This is a genomic window from Variovorax sp. PEI5 (assembly GCF_056679935.1).
Genome location: NZ_JBWXPH010000003.1, coordinates 1 through 21,361, shown reverse-complemented (window position 1 = coordinate 21,361; position 21,361 = coordinate 1). Strand labels below are relative to the sequence as shown.

The following is a 21,361-nucleotide window of genomic DNA, read 5'->3' as shown; positions in this document are numbered from 1 at the left end:
CGCCCGACGCGGCCCGACCCGGCGTGAGCGCGGGCCGTTCAAGCCGCCGCATCGATCGATGCGGTGGCCGCCGTGTGAGCGAGCGGATCATCCGCCGCCGGAACACGAGCCATCATGAGTGCCCGGCATGCTTGCCGCCGTCAGCGCTGGCGGATCAACCCCACGCAGCCGCCACGACAATGGGGCTGGCAAGATGAGCGGCCCAGCCGCTGCGGCTATGCTGTGGACGGCGCAAAGGCGTGCCTCCACACAAATTTCTTTCGCCGCGGGCAAAGAAGGATTTTTTGAAATTCGTCATCGAACTCATGAATCACATTGTGTTTTCTTTGGAAGTCCGGGACTGATGACTCTGCTTTCGAAACTTGTGATCGTCGCTTCCATGGTTGTTTTCATGGAATGTTTCGCATGGGTGGCGCACCGGTATGTCATGCATGGCTGGGGATGGGCTTGGCACAAGTCGCATCACGAAGCGCATTCAGGATGGTTCGAGAAAAACGATCTTTACGCAGTCGTTTTTGCGCTGGTCCCGATCCTCCTGTTCATCATTGGCCGGTGGTGGGAGCCTCTGTGGTGGGCCGCTCTCGGCATGACGGTATATGGTGGAATCTATGTCTTCGTTCACGACATGCTCGTGCATCAGCGCGGAGGATTCCGCTGGGTGCCGAAGCGAGGTTATTTCAAGAGGATATTGCAGGCACACCGCCTGCACCATGCGGTTCATGGCAGAGACGGCACAGTCAGCCATGGTTTCTTGTTCGCTCGAAAGCCCTCGGTGCTGAAGGCGCAGTTGCGCGCCAACGCCGATCCGCAGCGACGTGGCAGACGCCCTGAAGGCATCACCGACGTCGACCCGTCGGTTGCAGCGAAATGATCCCGGGACATCGCGGAGAGCAGGGCCGCGCGCTGCGCCAGATGCTTGTCGGCGTTTCGCTGGCGGCTGCGATCGTCGTGGCATGGCTCACGATCCACATCGTCGGCATCTTCTTCTGGCAGTGGAGCCTGGCATCCGTTCCGATCGCCGTCGTCCTGGTCGTTGTCCAGACATGGCTCAGCACCGGACTGTTCATCGTTGCCCATGATTCGATGCACGGTGCGATCGCACCGCATCATCCGGTGCTCAACCGATGGATCGGTGCGACATGTCTCTCGCTCTACGCCTGCTTGTCCTATGGTGCACTGCTTCCCCGGCATCATCTCCACCACAAGGAGACGGGTCGCTCCGGAGACCCCGATTTCCATCAGGGTGATTCAAGTCTGACCGGCTGGTTTCTCCAGTTCTTTCGCACCTACTATTCGCATTGGCAGATTGTCCGTATCACCGTCGTGGCGCTGTTCTACATGGTGCTGCTGGATGCCAGGCTTGAAAACATCGTCATCTTTTGGGCAGTGCCGGCTCTGGGAGCGGTGGCGCAGCTGTTCATTTTCGGTACCTGGTTGCCACACCGCGAGCGTGCGGAACCCTTCGCGGACGCCCATCGCGCCTACAGCGTCAAGGTCAGCCCTCTGTTGTCGCTCTTGACCTGCTTTCATTTCAGCGGCTATCACCACGAGCATCATCTGTCTCCGAGAACTCCATGGTGGGGTCTGCCGGCGCGTCGTCGCGCACTCGACAAGAGATCAAGTGAACGCCCACGAGCCGAGGATCGCGAATGACGACCGAGAATTTCGCGCTCGTGCTGCAGCAGCAATGGGCAGCGCGGGCTCGATGCGCTGCTGATGGCCTCGTCGTGGCGCCGAGGCAGACGCACTGCAGTGATGCAGCGCTCGAAGGGCTAGGCAAAGCCTCCGGGAAACCAGGGAAAGCCCAGGCCCCGACGAGTCAGCAGTCCATTCTCAGGAAAACGCTTTCCCCAGTTCATCGACCCTGCGCTTGATGGGCGCTCGCCCATAGATCGCCGTCGTGGTCTGGATGCTGGCGTGGCCCATCTGGGCCTGGATCACATCCAGTGGCACATGGCGTGCGATGGCGCGCGTTCCGAAGGTATGGCGCAGCCAGTGGGTCGTCGCGCCCGCGAGCTTGGCGCGTTCATGCATCGGCAGCGCCGACGCGGCGACCGCTTTCCTCATCCATGCGCGCACATGCTCGTACAGGGCCTGGTAGCCGATGGCCGTCATCGCATCGGCGGTGCTGGCCAGCAAGGGCGCCTCCGGCGGCGCGTTCTGCAGGCTCCCCAATCCACGGTGGGCGAGATACGTCTGCAACGCGTCGAGCGCCTGCCCGGGGATGGCGGCGATGCGGTTCCTCGCGCCCTTGCCATGGACCTGGATCACCCAGCCCTCGGGCTCGAGGCGCAGGTCCTGCAACTTCGCGCCGAGCAGCTCGGCCGAGCGCAGCCCCACGGCTTCCACGAAGCGCAGGATGAAGCGGATGCGCGCGCTCGACGCCGTCATCGGCTGGCTGTCCACGAAATGCAGCACCTCGGCCATGGCCGCCTGCGACAGGGCCTTGGTATCGAGCATCTTCCGGTCCCGGTCGTCACCCGTCTTCTTGTTCACGAGGTGCCAGGGATTGCCCGGCAGGTACCGGGCCGCCTGCAGCCAGGTGAACAGGGCATTGACGATCACCACGGCCTGACGGTGACTGGCATGCGACAGCGGGCCTCGGAAAGGCGCCCAGCCCGGCTGGCCGGGACGTGCGCGATCGCGCGAGATCCAGCGCTCGGGCACGTTCTGCAGGAAGGCCATGTAGGCCGTGCAGTCCGCCACATCCATCTGCGCGAGGCGGCGCTGCCTCTCGTGCTGCAGCCACAGCAGCAGCCGTGTCGCCTCCCGCTGGTAGGCCTTGGCGGTGGCCTCGGAGCCGGCTCGCGCGGCGATCCAGCCACCGACCGCTTCCGCATCGTTCGACGCGTTCAGCAGGCGCACGGGACCCGCGCGGTCGGCACGCCGTGGAGACGCCAGCGGGACGGCGGAAGAGGGCGTCGCGACGAGTGCGAAGGGCGGTCGAACGGGTCGCTGCGCTGCTGGCAGGAGCGTGGCCAGATGCCGGGCGATCCGCTGCGCCTTGGCCGCACCCACGGCCGGAAGGGTCCGGTACCAGCATCCACCCGCGGCGATTCGCGCATTGAGTTCGCCCAGGGAGATGATGCCGGCGGCGGTGAGCTTGTCGGCCGTGCGGTCGTCGAACCAGCCCGCGACCAGGTCGCCGGGCTGCGGCTGCACGGCGGCCACCCTCTCCATCCGCTGGAGCAGATCGAGCTGGCGCTCACGCAGCCGGTGGCTGCGCGCGGTCTTGCGGTCGGCAGGGAAGGCCTCCTTGTAGAGCTCCAGCACCTCGGCATCGGAGAACCCCTCGAGTCGACTCTCCGCGAATGCCTCCAGGGTCGGCTGCGCCGTGCCCGTGGTCCTGATCGACAGACCCACGAGTCGCCATGGCTCGTCGTGACGGCGCGCGATGGCCCGCACGGCATCGACGGTCTGCTGGTGGGCGGAGCGGGCCTCGTGACCATGCTCCGTGCCCAGGTAGCGGGCCGCGCACTGTGCGATGTCCAGGCCCTCGGCCACCGCCCGCAGGTAGGCGAAGTGGTGCAGCCCGATGTGCCGGACGAAGCGGCGCTGCGGTGGCGAGCGGGTCGGCGGGCTTCGGTTCGATGATGAAGGCACTTTTTGACGGTCCGATTTGTACCTGAGATTATGTAAGTAATCTTAGGGCACCAACTGGCGAATTCGACACGAGTTCCACGCTGATGTATGCCCAGTTCTTGTGCCTCACATTGTGAGGCGCAGCTAACAGCTGCAACGCTACCCTTCGCAAGGGTGGCTTCTACCCAAAATGCGGGCACAAGCCTGTGGACAAATGTCATGAACTCTCGGCAGAGCCGCGCCCAGTTTGGCTTGAGACGCTGTGCTCATTAAGTAAGCAAATCTGGGCATGTCGTACCTACCGAGAAGCGAAATCGCCTACTTGTGAATCTGCAAGCGGTGTTTGTACTGCCCACCAGAGGTTGTCCGACTCCCAGTTCGCGACCAGCCCGGCGGGTGGCTTCGATGCGGCGTCGCCCACCCAGAGCATTCCGTTGCGCTCCACGAAGGCGGCCGAGACCCAGGGACTGGCGATGTAGTCCCCGTCGAGCAGAACAAGCGGCCGCTCTGGCAGGCGAATCGCCAGTGCGCTCGCGATGTTCGCGGTGCCGCCGATCACCAGTACCGGGCCGCCGAACGCCAGGCGCGCCTCGGCGCCGATGCGTTCGGCGAAGTGGGCCGACCGAAAATTCGACGTCTGGCTCTTGCTCCAGCCGAGGCCACTGACCGGCGACGTCGCCCACATCGTCGCGAGCAGCAGGCCCTGCACCACCAGGAACTCGCGCAAGGCGACGTTGAAGGGAACGTCGTTGATCGTGCGCTTTTTGCAGCAGCACAGCATCAGCGCCGGACAGGTGAACAGCACGAACGCGGTACCCCACTGAAACTGGAGGTTCGCGCCCGTTACCACGCCGATAAGCACGATGGTTCCGAGCGGAAGAAGTCCCCAGGCAACCAGGAAACGCAGGGCGTCCGGATGCATGCCGGACGTGGACGACGGTGCAGCATCAGGCGCCATTGCCGTCCCCGTGACCGCTCTTGTCTTCCACCAGACGCCTGCCGCGAGCAGGAACGCCGGACTCAGGCGATTGCCTTGATCGGCCAGCCAGTGCAGTGCATGCGCAGCACGCTGCAAGCACGGCATGACCGCAACCAGCGCACTGCGGCGCGCATAGTGCATCGGTAGGAAGTCGTGCGTGAACAGCCACCACAGATGCGGCGAGAACACGAGCGCAGCCACGCCGGCCCCCTCGAGCAATCCGCGCACGTGCCGCGCATCTCGCCAGCCGCGCTTCAAAGTCCAGAAGGCAACAACCGAAAGCGCCGCGAGCACGATCTGATACTTGGCAAGCGCACCCAGTCCGAGCATCAGGCCGAGCAACAGCCACGCGGTGCGAGAGCGATCGGCGAACGCACGCCAGCAGAACGATGCCGCGCCCGCGACGAAGACGAGCAGCACCGTGTTGTGGTTGTAGAAGTTTGTGCGACCGCTGTAGTACGTGATGCACAGCGTGCCCAGCAGCGACAGCGCGGCGAAGTGATTCCCTGCCATTTCCTTCACGAGGCGCCAGGCGAACCACAACGCGAGCGCGATCACGACGCCACCCGCGATATCGACCACGGCGTGGTGGATGCCGAAGAGTTGGACAAACGGCCAGATGAGGATGGTCGGCAGTGGCGGATGCTTGGCGTAACCCCACTCCAGGGATCGCACCCACACCAGCTGCTCTACCGAATCCATGGGCGGCGACCAACTCAACAGACTGAGGACGAGCACCCAGACGATGGCCCATACGCCCAGCCATACGGCTACCGGCAATTGCCCGCTTTCCGCAAAATACGTCGCTCGAAGATACGAAAAAATTCGATGGCTGGCCTTGCGTCCGAAAGGCGCCCAGCGCAAAGCATCTCCCGCGTTGTTGGTGCGGCGTGGCATGGGGTCAGAGAAATCTTAAAAAGTGAACAGCACGCCGGCCATGCACCACCGTGCGGGCAGGCGATGACTAAATGAGCGGTGACGTGCGATGGCAGAGCGCATTTGCAGATCGTAGGGAGCACTTATGACTGCAGCCTGACCGCTCAATGCATCGCCGTCCCTTGACCTGTTTGAGACGTAGCAGAACGGCCTTCAGGTATGCCCTGTGCCTGATTCAGAACCAAGTGCGCGGTAGCCGACCCGTGGGTCGCAAACATAGCTTTTCGCGGGCATCGAACTCTCGGGCCAAAACGTCGCTCCTGTCCTCTGCTTGGTGCCGTCGTAAGCAGGCTGCACACTGCCGGCCCACGCGCTGTCTGTCTTGTAGCGGATCGAACGTTGCAGGGCGACCTCGAAGACCACGCGTCCGGCCTGCACTACGAAAGTCCAAGCCAGTAGATGCATTAACTGAAGTTATCAATCTCGCGACGACTGCCTTCCACCGACCTAGGGAGACGCTGATCAATAAGGATGTCGCGGGCACAGCTTGTGCGTGCCTGAGGCCATCGTAAATCGCAGGATCCCTCGACCCATGAGCCAACGCAGCTTTGCCAGCGCCGAGTACGCGATGAAGAAGAAGCGCACGCGACGCGAGGTGTTCCTCGCCGAGATGGAGCGGGTGGTGCCGTGGTCGCGTCTGATTGCGGTAATTGAGCCGTTGTACCCGACGAGCGGTCGGGTCGGGCGTCAGCCCGTGGGTGTCTCCAGGATGCTGCGCATGTACTGCCTGCAGCAGTGGTACGGCCTGGCCGACGAGGCGCTGGAAGACGCGCTCTATGACAGCCAGGCGATGCGTGAATTCGTTGGCATCGACCTGTCGCACGAGTCGGTGCCCGATGCGACCACGCTGCTCAAGTTCAGGCGGCTGCTGTTGGCCAATGACTTGACCCGCGCACTGTTCGACGAGATCAACGCTCACTTGGCAGAGCAAGGTCTGCTCATGCGTGCGGGCACCATCGTGGACGCCACCATCATCGCGGCGCCGAGTTCGACCAAAAACGCGGGCAACTCAAGAGACCCGGAGATGCACCAGACCAGGAAGGGCAACGCCTGGCACTTCGGAATGAAGGCTACAGGGACTTCCCGCGAAGTCAATGGCGGTGGCATGCTGATTTCTTTGGTACTTGGTCTCCCTCGAAGTACGCGAGCTGTACTGCTTGAAACTAGGAACAGACTGCACATCTACAGCCGGGCTTGTTGCACCTCGTGCGGCCCCAGATACCAACCGCTCAGCAGGGCTCCATTCACATCGCGTGGCATCAGATTGATCCACCTGCCTTCATTCGAGCTTGCCTGCTGCCGGTCTGACCTGTTCAAAGCATCTTCAACTTCGCGTCTGACAAGGAACGGAAAAAAGTAATTAAATCACCGACACCAGTGCTGGTATCGTCATGGTCGTCGGAGACGGGATGCTACTGACGTGGTGTGCGTCGTAGCGTTTCTCTCGGGTCATGACTGCCCACAAAATTTGGGCGTTCTTGTTGGCCAAGGCGACCACCGCCTTCTGCCAACCAACACGCTCTCGGAGCCTCTGAACCCACAAGAAGATGGGGTTGTCGTACTGGCGTGTCAGCGTTATGGCTTTGGCGCCCTGAATGAGCAAGGTGCGCAGGTAAATGCTTCCTCGCTTGGTGATGCTGCCCAAGCAGGTCTTTCCTCCACTGGAGTTCTGCTTGGGCGTCAAACCCAGCCAGGCAGCGAACTGTGTCCCGTTTCTGAACTGTCGGAAGTCACCCACCGTGGCCACGAGTGCCGACGCGGTGATCGCGCCGACGCCCATCAGTTCGGCGGCACGTTGGACTTGCTCATCGATTTTTTGATGATCAGCAATTCGTTGATCGCACCACTTGACGTGCTCATCGAGCTCGCGCCAATGTTCCTGTGCCTGTTGCAAGACAAGCCGGGCCATGCTGGCAATGTCATTGCTGGCGTCTTCAACGATGTCGCTCAGGTGGCGGCGCAACACTTCTGGGCTCTGCGGCAGCACGACTCCAAATTCTGCCAACAGGCCACGAATGCGATTTATGCAGGAAGTTCGTTCTTCCTTGAACCCTTCTCGCAGTCTGTGCACGCAGAGCATGCCTTGTTGAGCCAGTGTTTTGGGTGGCACGAAATTCATGTGTGGCCTCGAAGCCGCCTCACAGACGGCAGCAGCGTCGTTCGCATCGTTCTTGCCGCTACGACCCTGTATCCGATAAGGAGCTACCGAAGATCCCGGAATCATCCGTGCGTCGAAACCACGCTCACTCAGCTTGCGGCACCAGTGGTGCGCTCCGCTGCATGCCTCCATCGCAATCAAACATCCGGCAGGCAAGTCGGCACACCAGAGCAGGAACTTCTCGCGCTTCAAAGCTCGATTGGTGACCACTTTGCCGACGGCGTCCACCGCGTGGACTTGGATCAGATACTTGGCCAGGTCGACGCCAACTCGGGTAACCGTGTGCATGGGGCTTCTCCTTCCGTTCGGGGTTGAAAGTGACTTTCCACAAAACCAACCTTGGCACAGCAGTGCCGTCTCCTGGAAGCGGGAAGTCCCTTCGTATTCACATTGGTGTGGATGCCGGCTCAGGTCCGGTTCACACGGTGGTGGACACGGCGGCCAACGTGAGCGACGTGACGCAGGCCGGTGCGTTGTTGCACGGCGATGAGACCACGGCGCACGGCGATGCCGGCTACCGGGGCGTGCACAAAAGAGAAGAAGCGTCGAAGCCGTGCTGGCACGTAGCGATGCAGCCTGGCCGCCGGCGGCAGCTGGACCCAAAGCGCCGGTGGGCCCAGTTGCTCGAGCAAGCCGAGCAGTTGAAGGCGAGCATTCACATCGGTGTGGATGCCAGCTCGGGTCTGGTGCACACGGTGGTGGGCACGGCGGCCAACGTGAGCGACGTGACGCAGGCCGGTGCGTTGTTGCACGGCGATGAGACCACGGCGCACGGCGATGCCGGCTACCGGGGCGTGCACAAACGAGAAGAAGCGTCGAAGCCGTGCTGGCACGTAGCGATGCAGCTGGGCCGCCGGCGGCAGCTGGACCCAAAGCGCCGGTGGGCCCAGTTGCTCGAGCAAGCCGAGCAGTTGAAGGCGAGCATTCGGGCCAAGGTCGAGCATCCGTTCCACGTGATCAAGAACCTGTTCCGCCACAAGAAGGTCCGCTACAAGGGACTAGCCAAGAACACGGCGCAGCTGTTCAGCCTGTTCGGCCTGGCCAACTTGGTGATCGCCAAGCGGTCGCTGTTGGCCATCAATGCCCGAGGTGCGTCTTGAGCGCGCTGAGCGGCCTCGGACGGGGCGCAAAGCGTGTGAAAAAGCGGTGGCGCAACCTGCGCAACGAACAGCTGACTGACTTCACGTCCACTTCGCGTCATGCATCGTTCAACACGCTCGTCAGCGGTCATTGATCAGCATCTCCCTAGGCAAAGCGTCCGGGAAACCGGGGGAAGCCCATAATGCATGCACACGGCCATAGATTGGAGCACTTTGATCCCCCTGTCCTGTCCGATGGAGATCGAAGGCTGGCCCAAAGCCATGCGCTCGATCCGCATCGCCCTGAGGCCATGGCCGAGAGCTTCGTTCGGGCGTTGCAACAGATTGCACCCCTACGAACGACGAGCGTTGTGGCGCTGATCGTCGCGGGCGGTCTGGCGTTCGCATGGCACTGGATACGCATGCATAGACGAAACCGGCCAAAGCTCTAAGCCGAAGAGAGCAACATGTTCGATTGGATCGTCAAACTGGTAGAGCAAGGCGGATACTTTGGCATCGCGCTGCTGATGTTTGCCGAAAATGTCTTTCCACCAATACCTTCAGAGCTAATCATGCCCCTAGCTGGGTTCGTGGCCGCACAAGGAAAACTGGATATCTTTCTAGTCTCTTTGGCCGGAACCATTGGTTCCGTCATCGGCGCCGTTTTCTGGTATTGCCTAGGCCGATGGATGGGAACGGTGCGTTTACGCCGCCTTGCCACGCAACACGGCCGATGGTTGACCCTGTCGCCGCGCAATGTTGATCGTGCACATGAAATTTTCTCTCGCTGGGGCGCCTTGGCAGTGTTCGCGGGGCGACTTGTACCGGCCGTGCGCACGTTAATCTCCGTACCAGCGGGCATCACGGCCATGAGTTTGGGCCGCTTCATGGTCTGGACCACGTTCGGGACCGCATTGTGGACCGCTTTTCTTGCGGGAATGGGTTATGTGCTGAAGGACCGCTATCAGGCGGTCGCAGACTGGGCAAACCCGGTTTCGAATGTTGTCGTGTGGTTGCTTGTGCTCGTCTATCTTTATCGCGTCATCACATTTCGCACTGAGAACCGCGCTAACTAATACTGTAAGCACTAATGCACAAATAGCCTTGTAGCCCGCAAACAAAAATTTTTAATAGTTCGAATTCCGCAAGTTCGTACGGAATTATCTAGAAATGGAGAAATAAGCATGACAAGTTCCCTCTGGGGGGTATGGGGCGACGTGACAAATCACCTCGTGCGCATGGCATTGGCCTTCATCTTCGCATTGCCCATCGCCTGGAACCGCGAGCATGGGTCGAACAGTGCAGGCCTGCGCACATTTCCAATTGTCGCCATGGCGAGCTGCGGTTTTGTCGTGCTCGCAATCGAAGTCCTGGGCGAACGCTCTGTGGGTCAGGCCCGAATCTTAGAGGGTGTTATCACTGGTATCGGTTTTATTGGTGGCGGTGCGATCCTTAAATCTGGAACAACAACACATGGCACTGCCACCGCGGCAAGTATTCTCAACACAGGCGTTATGGGTGCAGCCGTGGGATTTGGGTTCTACGACATTGGGTTCATACTTGCCCTCGCCAACTTCATGGTCCTTTTCGCACTTGGAAAACTCAAATCGGGCAAAAAATTGCAGTTAACGTCCGAAGATACTCGTCAATGAACTTACTCAATTCAATTAAAATTGTAACGCTTCAAAACACCAAAAATGGCGTCTGACAAATCGGGGAAACCGGTGAGACAAGCCCGAGGCGCTCCATAAACACCAAAGAACTTATTTGAAATAAACGTCAGACCGTATTTCATCTTTCGAGTAGCCAGTGCAGTTTTCTTATAAGAAAAGATTTGCACGAACACTGACTCCGGCCAATTATTCTAAGTTACCTCTATAATAGCGGAGTGATGCATGCTAACAATAGCTCAGAAAGCCAATATTCTTTTCAAGGTCGGCATCACCGTACCGGGTTTTCCTTTAAGAAGATCACCTATTGAAGCAGAACATCCTTCTCAAAAGACAAATGCTTCAGCTGATCAATTGGAAGGTGAGCAGCCATCATACTAACGAGGTCGCTAAGTGGGATCATGAGGTAGAAGCTCTTTACGTCTAATATGTTGTCTACCGAGCAGCCAAAAGTCTCAGAGAATCTGAAGAGGCCAATCGCATGCGTCAGCTGAGGGCCGCAAATGTACGGAACACAAAATCCCAGTGGCACGATCTTCCTTGGATATTTAAAGTGAATTAAATGCCAAATTCATTCTTGCGAATCGTCGGATGAGCCGTGTAGGTACCCATCACTTCTTCCATCGGACTGATGCGGATACTTGCAGCAACTCTGCCAATTTGTGGTCTTGCCCCAATCCGAGGATCACGCGCGCTTTGTCGGCGCAGTTGATCTTGTTGCGCGGATCAAAGCATGCAATTTTTTAAGTACGCCACCTTCGCGCACAACCGTTCGCTCTCTTCGCGCAGGCCGCGCGTGGGATCATCGGTGACCGTGTCTGGCGACGCAGGGCGATATCGTTTCGGCTTCATAGCGCGACTCCTTTGCTGCTTGCTTTCCGGATCTGCGACATCAGAACACGACCTGATTGGGATTGCAGATGTCGTCGATCGCAGCGACCTGACGGCTCAGGAGCTGTTCACGGTCCTAACGAAACAGCATCTGCAGCTTGAATTGCGCACTGTAGACGCTGCGCTTGGGCCGCAAGCCTTCGAGGCCATCCAGCCAGTAGTGACTTGACCAAAGTGCGAATCTTCTCCTCGGGAACAGACCACCGCCGAGCCAGCAGTTTGGCTCCTTCGCCGCCAAGCCGTGGAGTTCGCGACGCCCGACTAGTTTTCATGTTTTAACTGCCATCGCCTGCTCGAACCCATCGGGTACATCTGAAATGCAGAAGCCAAGGCAAACTACTACCCTCAATTTGCCAGTCAGAACATGAAAGCGGTGGCGTGATTTAAATCAACCGGCCTCCTGGAGGCCTGGGGATATTCGCAACAGCCTTGCCGCTCGCTTTACTGGTAAGTCACAAACGACACGCTCAGGCCTGGCTCCTAGGCGCGCCGGACCGGTGCTGCTTTTTATGGAGGACGAGCTCTTGTGGCACTGGTCTTCAAAAAATCGGCTTTACCGATGTTGTGTGTTTCGTAGTATTGATAGTCCTATTACTATCCAAGATAAATTACAGAAACGGACTGAAGATTCAGTAAACTATCTCACGTCGTCGCGGTGACGAAGATCGTTGTGTAGCGCTGTAGCTGCAATAGCTGCATGGCCCATAGCAACGCTGATCTGATCAAGCGCCGCAACTATGTCGCCGGCAGCATAAACACCAGTCAAGCTAGTGCGTTGCTTGCTATCTACAATGATGCAGCCATCATCGCTTAAATCTACCCCCAACTGCAAAGCGAGCGCGTTGTTGCTGTCCGACCCTAGAGCTGGATATATTAGGTCGAAATGCAATGTGTCACCGTCGATCAAATGGAGATTTACTTGATCGCTGGAAAAATCCATACGCGCCAACGGGCTCTGCGCAACCGCTATTCCGGCTAGTGCAAGTGCCGCGCGATCATCCGCATCAAGGTCAATCGCCTCATGCGCTACAAGCGTGATGCGGTCCGAAAAGCTGCGCAGAAACAGCGCCTCGGCAACGCCGTGCGAATTCGCGCCTATCACTCCAATTACCTTCCCAGTTGCCTCGTAGGCATCACAAACTGGGCAATAGCGAAGCGTCCCCTGTCGTAGGGCTTCGCTATGTGTATTTTTATCGAGCACAGGCCTGCGATTTTGGACCCCGGTCGCGATCAGGATGGCACGCGCGCAGATATCCGCGGTTAACACTCGGGCCTTAAAAAAATCGGCTTTTCCATTTACTGTCTCAACACGGCCAGTCAAGAATGTTGTGCCGTAGCGTTTTGCTTGCTCGCGCATCCGTTGTAGTAGCTCGTCGCCCGCAATCCCTTCCGGAAAGCCGGCGTGATTGTGGGATAGCGGTATCCATTTTGCGCGGCTGTGTCCGTCGTCGACCACAACGACGCGGCGGTGATAGCGGGCGAGATAAATCGCGGCCGTGAGGCCCGCAGGCCCCCCCCACCCACAATCAATACGTCGTAACGGTTTGTGATCACGATGACTGCTTCGCGAAAAAAACGACAGCAAGATCAATGAAGATTGAAAGATTTTGAATGCTAGACATAAAGTTTCTTTCGATTGTTACTTACCTCCCTCTGAAGGCCGGACAACGTGTCACAGAAAGAGAATTTTAAAAACCAGTCCACCAAGAACCTTACGCTCTGATTACAAATAAGTAATTTTTATGTTAGCGCTAAGCGGAAGGTAGGACAGTTATGCGAGTAGCCCAAAAGTATAACTTTGAGCGAGATGTTCAACCCCACCTGCCGCTTGCTTAGGCGCCATGATCCGAGGCAGATGAAACCGCCTTATGTGCTGGCGCTGTCGATCAATGTGGTGGCGTGCACCATGTAGAAGAATCGCCCGAGCGCTTGTGACTCAGGCCATAGGACGACGCAGCAACCGACCACTTTCACTGCAGCGCTGCGCGCTCTCTCTGAAGCGCATTCAACGCTTGCCGCGCGCGCTGCACTTCGTTGGCGAGCATTTGCTGGCGTTGCCAAAACGGTCCCACCAGTCTGCGGCCTTGCCGGTCGCCTTCCTGGACGGTCCGGGCTTGCTCTTGTCGTGCTTGCGCGTCCCGTAGCTGGCCGGCAAGGATGGCAATGTCCTTGTCCACTTGCTGCCCTCGGGCTGCACGCGCATCGGCGTCGCGCAAAAGCTGCTCTCGCATGGCAGTCAGATCGCGCTGCGCGGCTTGCGTTGCCTGCGCGTTGGGCGGATGCGGCTCGACGAGCAGTTCGTCCGTGCGCTTGGCACCTGGCTGTGGCGAGTCGGCGTAGACGACCTCCCCGCTGGGCAGCACCGACTTATACAGTGTTTGCTGGTCTCCCATGGCCGTGCACGCTGCCGTCAGCGCAAGGACGGTTGCCGCGGCCCGCACCACTGGTAAAGGCCATGGGCGGGCCCCGGCGGCCGCGCAAGAATCAGTGGTGCCCACCGCCATGATGGCCTCCATGGTGCATGGGTGCGTACCCTCCCGGAAAGCCGCGCGCCGTCCCACCATAGTAATGCTGGCCTGCGTGGTATCCGAGGTAAGAATAGCCCAAATAAGAGCTGCCGTAATAGGCAGGCACGGGGTACCGTCCAGACAGGATGCGCGCCTTTAGGGCCTCATCGCCGTCGCTGCGGCCCTGAACATAGCGCAGCACGCCGTCGCTGACCCCGGCGGCGCGCTGCTGCGCGAAGTCCTCGGGCGCCAGCACGAAGGCAGCGCCCCGCTGCTGGATCTGGGCAATGATCGCTGCATCACTGTCTCCTCGCGTGCTCATCGCCACCACCTCGTCGATCCGCAGAGGCAGCGGCGTCGCCAAGCCGGGCTGAGCGACGGCACATCCGGTAATTGCCGCTGCCACAAGCAGCGCAAATGCCAATGAAATCCATCTCATTGCAGCTCCATGTCGATCTGTGGTCAGGTTCGAGTCAGATCTTCGGGGAACGTTCCGACAACTCGCCGCTCTGATTGAGAGGGATGCGACGCTTGAAACCAGCGCACAATTGCTCAGACAAGTTAGCCCAAGCCATCGCGGCTGGCTTACGATTTGAACGGATGGAGCAGATTCATGGGACTGTTGGACAGAATTTTAGGTGGGCATGGCGGTGGTCATCACGGGGGAGGTCATGGTGGCGGCCATGGCGGCCATGGCGGCTATGGGTATGGTGGCTATGGCGGCGGCGGGATGCCTCCAGGCGGCGTTCCGCCCCCACCCCCTGCTGCGCCGCCGGCCGTGGCGTGTCCGGCGTGCCGCGCTGCCAACGCGCCCGGCGCACGGTTTTGTCAACAATGCGGTGGGTCCCTGATTGCCACTGCCTGCACCCAGTGCGGTACCGCGGTACAGCCCGGGGCGAAGTTTTGCGCGCAGTGCGGCAAGGCAACCGCCTGATTCTGGCGCGGTAGCGCGACTGCGCCTTGGAGCTCTTCGCCGCTTCTGATGATGCGTCGTTGCGCACGGTGCACTGGCGATCGACGCTCCGGTAGCACGCGCGCAGTCGCTCCACCGGGTGCGCTGCAGGACTCGCCACTAAAGCGGTGAGGTATCAGCAATGTTGGCCTAAGCTGAGATAGTGAGCGCGATCGCCTCATGGGTCGCGTCCCATTGCGCCTGGGGAAGTTTTCAGTTTGACTTCGAGCGGAGATCTGCGCCGCCGCACAATCGTCCCAACAGCAGCACTTGAGGTCTCCTTGGCCTTGGCTCCACCGATTAAGGGCGTTGCGCTGCCGAGTCATCATTGAAACCAGAATTGCCATTAAGGCCTTGACATGTTGCTGGCTGCTGTTGCGCAAACGCCCAAGCTCCACCCCACAAGGAACGAAGAAATGCTTGGGCCAATTGCCAAATGAACAAGGAGATGTTGATTTCTCATCCATGGTTCGGACCCGGCGCGGCGGCGGTATTCGCGCTACCGCTGGCACTCTTGATCCAGGGTATTGGCGCCATGGTGCTGCAATGCGTGACCCGCGGTGCACCGGTGCTTCACACGATGCTGATCCATGTGCAGCCGGCCGTGCGGTTAGCCCTGCCGCTCGCCGCACTGCAACTGGTATGGCAGGTCGCTCCGGATAACTTGCGTTTTATCGACAGCTTGCGCCACCTGAATGGGCTGCTACTGATCGCCGCCGTGACCTGGGTCGGGGTAAGAGCCGTCAACGGCATCGCCGAAGGCGTTCTGGCGCAGCATCCGCAGGACGTCGCGGACAACCTGCAAGCCCGCCGGGTCCTGACGCAGACGCGCGTATTGGCGCGGACTGCAGACACGATGTTGCTATTGGCTGGTGGAGCGTTGATGCTCATGACCTTTCCCGGCGCTCGCCAGATCGGCGCCAGCCTTCTGGCCGCCGCGGGCTTGATCGGCATCGTGGCAGGCCTGGCCTTCATCGAGAAGCCATTCCAGAACTGGACGCGCAGCGCTTCGCAACTGACGGGCTCGGTTTTCCATCTATGTTGACTACGGCCTGCCGCTCGCGCCCGTGCGCCAAGAGGTAGAGCGCCTGATCAAGGCTGCGCCCGAATGGGACGGCCGCTTCTTCAACCTGCAGGTGACGGATGCCACCGAGCGCACCATGCAGCTGCGCGTGCTGTGCACGGCCGCATCGTCCTCGCTCGCGTTCGACTTGCGCTGCAAGGTGCGCGAAGCCATCATCGACTTCATGCAGCGCGAACACCCTAACTCCCTGCCGCGCCTGCGGATCCTCAATGAACCAGCACCGTCAAGTGCCGAGAACCTGTCGCGGGCACATTGAGTGTCCGACGCGATCCATGTCACCAAACCGGGCCGTCTCTCTGTCTACAGGTATCGGGAGGCGGTCCTCAAGTCAAGATGCAATGGCATGATGGACAGGTCTACTCCAACTAGCGCATGATGAAACGATTTCTTCTCCTGCTCGGCATCGCCTTGGTGGCCATTTTACCGGCGGCCATCTTTCGTTTCAGCGGGTTTCGCCCCAACCCGGTACTGGACACCGCTGTCTTTGGCGTTGCCGTGTTAGCCGCAGGCTTCATGCTGTCCTGGGGCGCCGAGGCGGCGGAGAAACGAATCTCGCAAGGCTTGGTGCTTGCCTTGGTGGCCTTGGTAACCGTGCTGCCCGAGTACGCGGTCGACATGTACTACGCGTACCAGGCGGGCAAGGCACCGGAATCCAACTATGTCCACTATGCGGCCGCCAACATGACGGGAGCGAACCGGTTGCTGGTCGGCGTGGCATGGCCACTGATGGCGATCCTCCACTGGTTTCGAACGCGCGAGCGCAGCATCCAGTTGGCGACGGTCAACGTGGTGGAGATCGGGTTCCTGCTGGTCGCGAGTTTCTACGCGTTCGTGATTGTCCTTAGAAATCGCATCAGCCTCGTCGATACGGTCGTGCTAATCGGTATTTTCGGGGCCTACCTGTGGGTGACCGGCCGCATGCCCAAGGTCGAGTCTGGCCTCGAGGCCGACGACGAGCCCGGCCCGGCGGCGGCGCTGGCGACCTTGTCGCCTGCCCGTCAATGGAGTTGGATGGGCGGACTCACGATCATTGCCGCCGCGGTAATCCTCGCCTCGGCCGAGCCGTTCGCCGAATCGATCGTCGCCTCGGGTCGGGTTCTGGGGATCGATGAATTCCTGCTCATCCAATGGCTGGCACCTCTGGCCAGCGAGGCACCGGCCGTCGTCATCGCGGTGCTGTTCGTGCTCTCGGGCCGCGCAGAGGGCGGCCTGACGACGATGATCAGCGACAAGATCAATCAGTGGACGTTGCTGGTCGGCATGCTGCCTTTGGCGATGAGCGTGGGGGCGGGCGCACTGACGTCGATGCCCCTGGATGCACGTCAGCACGAGGAATTCTTCCTGACCGCGGCGCAGTCCTTGTTCGGTGTGGCGTTGCTGCTGCGCCTGCGTTTCAGCCTGATGTCGGCGATCGCCCTCGCGGCGCTGTTCTCGGTCCAGTTAGTGGTGGCCTTTATCTTCCGTGACGACGTCCAGCGCGCTATCGATGCGCTGACCACGCTCGCGTGGGTCTACCTGGTGCTGGCGGCGGTGATCTTTGCACTCGGTGCGCCGAGCGCGTGGCGCGCCGTTGCCGCGCTGCGCAGCGCGGCATCCCGCCAGCGACTCGATGCCGCCGCTCCTGCGGGCTCTGGAGCAGCTGCAGCCGCATCGAAGAAATGAGAGTCCCGCCCCCCCGATCCGATCAACAGGTATCGTGGGCACGCACGAGCCCGCTCCGATGGAGGCGCCTTCAATGATCTCCCGCCGGCACCAGCTGGTTTTCCTGAGCGGTTACATAGCTCTAGGGTTGGCAGGCCGCAGTCATGCGCAGCCCTCAGCCACTGACCTCATCGCTGGGGAAATCGTCAAGATCGATGCCCAACGCGGCGAGGTCACGCTGCGCCATGAGCCGATCGCACATCTGCACCTACCCGCAAGGACGACATCTTCCACTACATAGATGCCAGGGTGATCATTCGGGCCAAGGTGGGCGACAAGGTCCGTTTCCGGGCCGATCGCTTTGAGGGGACACTGCAAGTGACGGCAATTCTGCCATCGGGTATGACATGCCCGGGCCCGCGCCCGCTGCGGTGCCGACGAATCCAACTTCCAAGAAGTGAATCAACATGAACGACCCTGTGAAACTTCGTCTGGACCTCCCGCTGGTGCTGCCGGATGTTGACGATGCGAATGACCGCTGCGTCACCCGACTGCTGGACGCGCTTTCGGGCCGGCCCGGGCTTGCCGAGGCGCATGTCGTGGGGCGCGAGAGCGGCTCGCCCCAGTTGTGCATCCATTACGACCCCGCCATCCTTTCACTGACGCGGGTGCGCGAACTGGCGCACTCGGTCGGTGCCGAGCTCACGTCCCGGTTTGCCCACCTGCTGCTGCGCACCGGGGCCCCCCTGCATGCACGCGGGGCGCGAGGGGCCGCCGACAGCCTGCGCAGCATCCCGGGCGTCCTGGAAGCAGACGTCGGCGTCTCGGGTGCGGTGCGCATCGAATATGACCGGTCGATCCTGTCGGAGGACATCTTGCTGGCCAGGGCTGCGTCTCTCGGTATCCGCGGTTTGGCATCAGCCCGAGTTCCGGCAGCAACAGCACCGGCCCCGAGGGAGAACGGAACGCACGTCGATCCCGCGAGACGCATGGATCGTCCTGACCAGCCTGTTACCGCACCCGACAGCAATGCCGGCGATAACCACGGGCACGATCATGCGGGTCACGACCACGAAGGCCACGATCACGGTGCCGCCCACACCGAACAAGCCAAGCAGGATATCGCAGAGCGCGATCACGCGGGTCACGACCACGCCGAGGGCAAAGGTGACCATGCCGGCCACGACCACGCCCACGGCGGTCCTCTCGGCGAAAAGTCGGAACTGATCTTCGCCGTGTTGGCGGGTGTGCTGTTGTTAGGCGGCTGGCTCATCGAGCGCGCAGGCGCGGGCCCCGGCTGGTTGCCCACGGCCTGTTATGTCACTGCCTATTTTTTTGGCGGCTTCTTCACCGTCAAGGAGGCTTTCGAAAACCTGCGCGCTCGCCGCTTCGAGATCGACACTTTGATGCTGGTGGCCGCGCTCGGCGCCGCTGCACTGGGCAAGTGGGCCGAAGGCGCTTTGCTGCTCTTTCTGTTCAGCCTTGGCCATTCGCTGGAGCACTACGCCATGGGCCGGGCCCGTCGGGCGATTGAGGCCCTTGCCGAACTGGCCCCAGAAACGGCAACAGTGCGGCGGGATAATCGTACAGAGGAGGTTGCGGTCGGTACGCTTCAAGTGGGTGACGTCGTTGTGGTCCGACCGAACGAACGATTGCCCGCCGACGGCGTGGTGATTGTCGGCACGTCTAGCGTCAACCAGGCGCCGGTCACCGGTGAAAGCGTGCCGGTCGACAAACGCCCAGTCGACGATGCAAAGGCTGCCCTCGCCGCGTTTGATCGGGTGGGTCCTGAAAACCGGGTGTTCGCAGGCACGATCAACGGCTCCGGCGCCATTGAGATCATGGTCGCACGGCGGGCCGAGCAGTCAACCATGGCGCGCGTGGTCAAGATGGTGACCGAAGCGGAAGCGCAGCGCTCGCCCACGCAGCAGTTCACAGAGCGCTTTGAGCGCATCTTCGTGCCGGTCGTTCTTGCTCTGGTGGTGGTGCTGTTGTTTGCATGGGTCGTGATCGACGAGCCTTTTGCGGTCAGTTTCTACCGCGCGATGGCGGTGCTGGTAGCCGCAAGCCCTTGTGCACTTGCGATCTCGGTGCCCAGCGCGGTCTTGAGTGGCGTTGCGCGGGCGGGGCGCGGCGGCGTTTTGGTGAAGGGCGGCGGGCCGCTGGAGAACCTCGGAACGCTGACTTCCATCGCATTCGACAAGACCGGCACCCTGACCGAAGGCAAACCTAAGCTGACCGATGCGGTGGCTGCACAGGGTGCAAGCGAGGATGAATTGCTGTCGGTCGCTTTGGCGGTTGAAGAGCACAGCGACCATCCTCTGGCCTCTGCGATTGTGATGGGCGCTCGCGACCGGTTGGGGAATCGTATCCAGCCGCCGAAGGCGTCAGAAGTCAATAGCATCACTGGGCGCGGGGTTCAAGCTCAGGTTGATGGAGAGCTGGTGCATATCGGCAAGCCGGTGCTGTTCTCGGAACTGGCTGATTCGGCATTGCCGGCGGCCGTCGCGGAGGCAAACGCAAAGCTGATGACTGCAGGCCGAACCACCATGGTCGTGCGCAAGGGATCGCGCTTTCTTGGCGTACTTGGTGTCATGGACACCCCGCGCCCCGTTGCGGCGCAGGTTATGGCCGAGTTACGTGCGCTCGGCATCGAGCGGCTGATCATGATCTCGGGCGACAACCAAGCGGTTGCGGATGCGGTCGCACAAAGCGTTGGGCTCACGGAAGCCAAGGGCGACCTTATGCCGGAACAGAAGGTTGAAGCAATCAAGGCACTGCGCGAGGCCCACGGCAAGGTCGCCATGGTGGGCGACGGCGTCAACGACGCGCCGGCCATGGCCAATGCGACCGTCGGGATCGCGATGGGCGCGGCCGGTTCGGACGTGGCGCTAGAGACGGCAGACGTGGCGCTGATGGCCGACGACCTGGCGCAATTGCCATTCGCAGTTGGGCTCTCGCGCAGCACCAGCCGCATCATCAAGCAGAACCTTTGGGTGAGCCTCGGGGTGGTAGCGGTGCTCATACCTGCGACGATCTTCGGGCTGAACATCGGAACCGCGGTGCTTTTCCACGAGGGCTCGACGATCCTGGTCGTCGTGAACGCGTTGCGTCTGCTGGCCTACAAGGTGGAAGCCAAAGCCAGCGAAGGTGTTACCTCCGATGCTGCGGCCACCGTTGCTTGAGAGCTCGAGTTGGATCTGGCGCAAATTCAGCGCGGCGCCATCCGTGGGTCCGACGCGGCCTGCTTGAATTCCTTCGACTCGTCGTCCAGCGTCATCACCGCGAATCGATAGAGAATCGCGTTTTTGGAAAACTCGCCACGCTCGCGATCCATGTCGACCGTGTTGCCGTCCAGGCGGGGCTGTTCGGGCTCGACATAGCGGGCAAACGCGAGGGTGCTGGTGGTCGCCTGGGGGCCAGCTGCGATGTGTCCCCTCGCGGTGGTGGTCAAAGCGCCGGCCGATGGCATCGCCGCGGAACTGGCCTCGCGCAAGGTGTCCCTGAAACTGACGTCTTGCACCTTGTAGCCGGGCGTGTCAGCGTTCGCAATGTTGCCAGCCAGCAGGGCCTGGCGCTGGGCGCGGAACAGCAACGCCCGGCCAGCGAAGTCATCATCAGGCTTTGCAGCGCTTTTAGGCCGCGAGCCACCCTGGAGCATTTGCAATGGTTCGATCATGGCTACAGTCCCGCGGATATTGATTCAGATTCTGAACAGAAATCCAAAGCCCGAACGCCTGAACAGCGCCGTGTATGCCTTGTTCTTTAGCTAATTCGCCTTGTGTAGTGCTCAGGGCATCGCCCTTCCTGCACCCAAGGAAACGTCTTACGACGGCGGTGGTAGATGCGACGAGCATGACATTCTCAACAACTGGAGACGAA

The 21,361-nt window shown here is 60.7% G+C and carries 17 protein-coding genes and 5 pseudogenes; 15 read left to right on the top strand and 7 right to left on the bottom strand.

Annotation, left to right across the window (positions count from 1 at the left end; translation table 11 throughout):
- Window positions 1-343: 343 nt before the first annotated feature.
- Both AC1MLT_RS19650 and AC1MLT_RS19645 read left to right on the top strand, forming a co-directional pair.
- Window positions 344-871, top strand: a complete 528-nt coding sequence (locus AC1MLT_RS19650) for a sterol desaturase family protein (protein ID WP_481036417.1) — start codon at window positions 344-346, stop codon at window positions 869-871.
- The gene (locus tag AC1MLT_RS19645) at window positions 868-1,653 is read left to right on the top strand and encodes a fatty acid desaturase (RefSeq protein WP_481035885.1); all 786 of its coding nucleotides are present in this window, start codon (window positions 868-870) and stop codon (window positions 1,651-1,653) included. The genes AC1MLT_RS19650 and AC1MLT_RS19645 overlap by 4 nt, the downstream gene beginning before the upstream one ends.
- Window positions 1,654-1,833: 180 nt before the next feature.
- Here AC1MLT_RS19645 and AC1MLT_RS19640 read toward each other — a convergent pair whose 3' ends face one another.
- Both AC1MLT_RS19640 and AC1MLT_RS19635 read right to left on the bottom strand, forming a co-directional pair.
- Window positions 1,834-3,603 carry a tyrosine-type recombinase/integrase gene (locus AC1MLT_RS19640; protein WP_481035883.1) on the bottom strand — a complete coding sequence of 590 codons (1,770 nt, stop codon included), beginning with the start codon at window positions 3,601-3,603 and terminating at the stop codon, window positions 1,834-1,836.
- Between the two features lie 277 nt (window positions 3,604-3,880).
- On the bottom strand, window positions 3,881-5,458 hold the full coding sequence (locus AC1MLT_RS19635; RefSeq protein ID WP_481035881.1) for an ArnT family glycosyltransferase: 1,578 nt from the start codon (window positions 5,456-5,458) through the stop codon (window positions 3,881-3,883).
- A 571-nt stretch (window positions 5,459-6,029) separates the two neighbouring features.
- Between AC1MLT_RS19635 and AC1MLT_RS19630 the strand changes: the two are divergent.
- Window positions 6,030-6,569 (top strand): annotated as a pseudogene (locus AC1MLT_RS19630) (IS5 family transposase); the annotation flags it as partial.
- 288 nt (window positions 6,570-6,857) lie between these two features.
- Here AC1MLT_RS19630 and AC1MLT_RS19625 read toward each other — a convergent pair.
- Window positions 6,858-7,943, bottom strand: coding sequence for an IS110 family RNA-guided transposase (locus AC1MLT_RS19625; protein WP_481035880.1), 1,086 nt, complete (start codon window positions 7,941-7,943; stop codon window positions 6,858-6,860).
- 29 nt (window positions 7,944-7,972) lie between these two features.
- On the opposite strand from AC1MLT_RS19625, the pseudogene AC1MLT_RS19620 reads away from it, so the two are divergent.
- From AC1MLT_RS19620 to AC1MLT_RS19590, 7 genes and pseudogenes are all read left to right on the top strand, one after another.
- A pseudogene (locus AC1MLT_RS19620) lies at window positions 7,973-8,257 on the top strand (transposase); the annotation flags it as partial.
- A gap of 54 nt (window positions 8,258-8,311) precedes the next feature.
- Window positions 8,312-8,755, top strand: a pseudogene (locus AC1MLT_RS19615) (transposase); the annotation flags it as partial.
- Window positions 8,752-8,889: a hypothetical protein gene (locus AC1MLT_RS19610; protein WP_481035879.1), complete on the top strand. Its 138-nt coding sequence runs from the start codon at window positions 8,752-8,754 to the stop codon at window positions 8,887-8,889. The pseudogene AC1MLT_RS19615 and the gene AC1MLT_RS19610, both read left to right, overlap by 4 nt.
- 312 nt (window positions 8,890-9,201) lie before the next feature.
- Window positions 9,202-9,810, top strand: coding sequence for a DedA family protein (locus AC1MLT_RS19605; protein ID WP_481035878.1), 609 nt, complete (start codon window positions 9,202-9,204; stop codon window positions 9,808-9,810).
- Between the two features lie 108 nt (window positions 9,811-9,918).
- Window positions 9,919-10,386 carry an MgtC/SapB family protein gene (locus AC1MLT_RS19600; RefSeq protein WP_481035877.1) on the top strand — a complete coding sequence of 156 codons (468 nt, stop codon included), beginning with the start codon at window positions 9,919-9,921 and terminating at the stop codon, window positions 10,384-10,386.
- A gap of 751 nt (window positions 10,387-11,137) precedes the next feature.
- A complete protein-coding gene (locus tag AC1MLT_RS19595; RefSeq protein ID WP_481035876.1) occupies window positions 11,138-11,464 on the top strand; it encodes a hypothetical protein in 327 nt (108 codons plus the stop codon).
- Between the two features lie 63 nt (window positions 11,465-11,527).
- Window positions 11,528-11,677, top strand: a pseudogene (locus tag AC1MLT_RS19590) (IS3 family transposase); the annotation flags it as partial.
- Window positions 11,678-11,932: 255 nt separating this feature from the next.
- Here AC1MLT_RS19590 and AC1MLT_RS19585 read toward each other — a convergent pair.
- The 3 genes from AC1MLT_RS19585 to AC1MLT_RS19575 form a co-directional block, all read right to left on the bottom strand.
- Complete coding sequence (locus AC1MLT_RS19585; protein ID WP_481036416.1) at window positions 11,933-12,880, bottom strand: NAD(P)/FAD-dependent oxidoreductase; 948 nt, start codon at window positions 12,878-12,880, stop codon at window positions 11,933-11,935.
- A gap of 385 nt (window positions 12,881-13,265) precedes the next feature.
- On the bottom strand, window positions 13,266-13,799 hold the full coding sequence (locus tag AC1MLT_RS19580; RefSeq protein WP_481036415.1) for a DUF4124 domain-containing protein: 534 nt from the start codon (window positions 13,797-13,799) through the stop codon (window positions 13,266-13,268).
- Window positions 13,780-14,241 (bottom strand): hypothetical protein, encoded by a 462-nt coding sequence (locus AC1MLT_RS19575; protein WP_481035875.1) that lies wholly within the window; start codon window positions 14,239-14,241, stop codon window positions 13,780-13,782. The genes AC1MLT_RS19580 and AC1MLT_RS19575 overlap by 20 nt, the downstream gene beginning before the upstream one ends.
- Before the next feature lie 174 nt (window positions 14,242-14,415).
- Between AC1MLT_RS19575 and AC1MLT_RS19570 the strand changes: the two genes are divergently transcribed.
- From AC1MLT_RS19570 to AC1MLT_RS19550, 5 genes and pseudogenes are all read left to right on the top strand, one after another.
- Entirely contained in the window at window positions 14,416-14,736 is a 321-nt protein-coding gene (locus AC1MLT_RS19570; protein ID WP_481035874.1) for a double zinc ribbon domain-containing protein, read from the top strand.
- Between the two features lie 454 nt (window positions 14,737-15,190).
- A pseudogene (locus tag AC1MLT_RS19565) lies at window positions 15,191-16,094 on the top strand (mechanosensitive ion channel family protein).
- Between the two features lie 119 nt (window positions 16,095-16,213).
- Complete coding sequence (locus tag AC1MLT_RS19560; protein ID WP_481036414.1) at window positions 16,214-17,500, top strand: sodium:proton exchanger; 1,287 nt, start codon at window positions 16,214-16,216, stop codon at window positions 17,498-17,500.
- Window positions 17,448-17,780, top strand: a complete 333-nt coding sequence (locus AC1MLT_RS19555) for a copper-binding protein (protein ID WP_481035873.1) — start codon at window positions 17,448-17,450, stop codon at window positions 17,778-17,780. Before AC1MLT_RS19560 ends, AC1MLT_RS19555 begins: the two co-directional genes overlap by 53 nt.
- Before the next feature lie 166 nt (window positions 17,781-17,946).
- On the top strand, window positions 17,947-20,664 hold the full coding sequence (locus tag AC1MLT_RS19550; protein WP_481035871.1) for a heavy metal translocating P-type ATPase: 2,718 nt from the start codon (window positions 17,947-17,949) through the stop codon (window positions 20,662-20,664).
- A gap of 26 nt (window positions 20,665-20,690) precedes the next feature.
- Here AC1MLT_RS19550 and flgB read toward each other — a convergent pair whose 3' ends face one another.
- The gene (flgB, locus tag AC1MLT_RS19545; protein ID WP_481035870.1) at window positions 20,691-21,158 is read right to left on the bottom strand and encodes a flagellar basal body rod protein FlgB; all 468 of its coding nucleotides are present in this window, start codon (window positions 21,156-21,158) and stop codon (window positions 20,691-20,693) included.
- Window positions 21,159-21,361: the final 203 nt, after the last annotated feature.

Coding starts and splice junctions, on each gene's coding strand:
- AC1MLT_RS19650 (WP_481036417.1), top strand. CDS start 344: ATGACTCTGCTTTCGAAACTTGTGATCGTCGCTTCCATGGTTGTTTTC.
- AC1MLT_RS19645 (WP_481035885.1), top strand. CDS start 868: ATGATCCCGGGACATCGCGGAGAGCAGGGCCGCGCGCTGCGCCAGATG.
- AC1MLT_RS19635 (WP_481035881.1), bottom strand. CDS start 5,458: ATGCCACGCCGCACCAACAACGCGGGAGATGCTTTGCGCTGGGCGCCT.
- AC1MLT_RS19625 (WP_481035880.1), bottom strand. CDS start 7,943: ATGCACACGGTTACCCGAGTTGGCGTCGACCTGGCCAAGTATCTGATC.
- AC1MLT_RS19605 (WP_481035878.1), top strand. CDS start 9,202: ATGTTCGATTGGATCGTCAAACTGGTAGAGCAAGGCGGATACTTTGGC.
- AC1MLT_RS19600 (WP_481035877.1), top strand. CDS start 9,919: ATGACAAGTTCCCTCTGGGGGGTATGGGGCGACGTGACAAATCACCTC.
- AC1MLT_RS19595 (WP_481035876.1), top strand. CDS start 11,138: ATGCAATTTTTTAAGTACGCCACCTTCGCGCACAACCGTTCGCTCTCT.
- AC1MLT_RS19580 (WP_481036415.1), bottom strand. CDS start 13,799: ATGGCGGTGGGCACCACTGATTCTTGCGCGGCCGCCGGGGCCCGCCCA.
- AC1MLT_RS19575 (WP_481035875.1), bottom strand. CDS start 14,241: ATGAGATGGATTTCATTGGCATTTGCGCTGCTTGTGGCAGCGGCAATT.
- AC1MLT_RS19570 (WP_481035874.1), top strand. CDS start 14,416: ATGGGACTGTTGGACAGAATTTTAGGTGGGCATGGCGGTGGTCATCAC.
- AC1MLT_RS19560 (WP_481036414.1), top strand. CDS start 16,214: ATGAAACGATTTCTTCTCCTGCTCGGCATCGCCTTGGTGGCCATTTTA.
- AC1MLT_RS19555 (WP_481035873.1), top strand. CDS start 17,448: ATGCCGCCGCTCCTGCGGGCTCTGGAGCAGCTGCAGCCGCATCGAAGA.
- AC1MLT_RS19550 (WP_481035871.1), top strand. CDS start 17,947: ATGAACGACCCTGTGAAACTTCGTCTGGACCTCCCGCTGGTGCTGCCG.
- flgB (WP_481035870.1), bottom strand. CDS start 21,158: ATGATCGAACCATTGCAAATGCTCCAGGGTGGCTCGCGGCCTAAAAGC.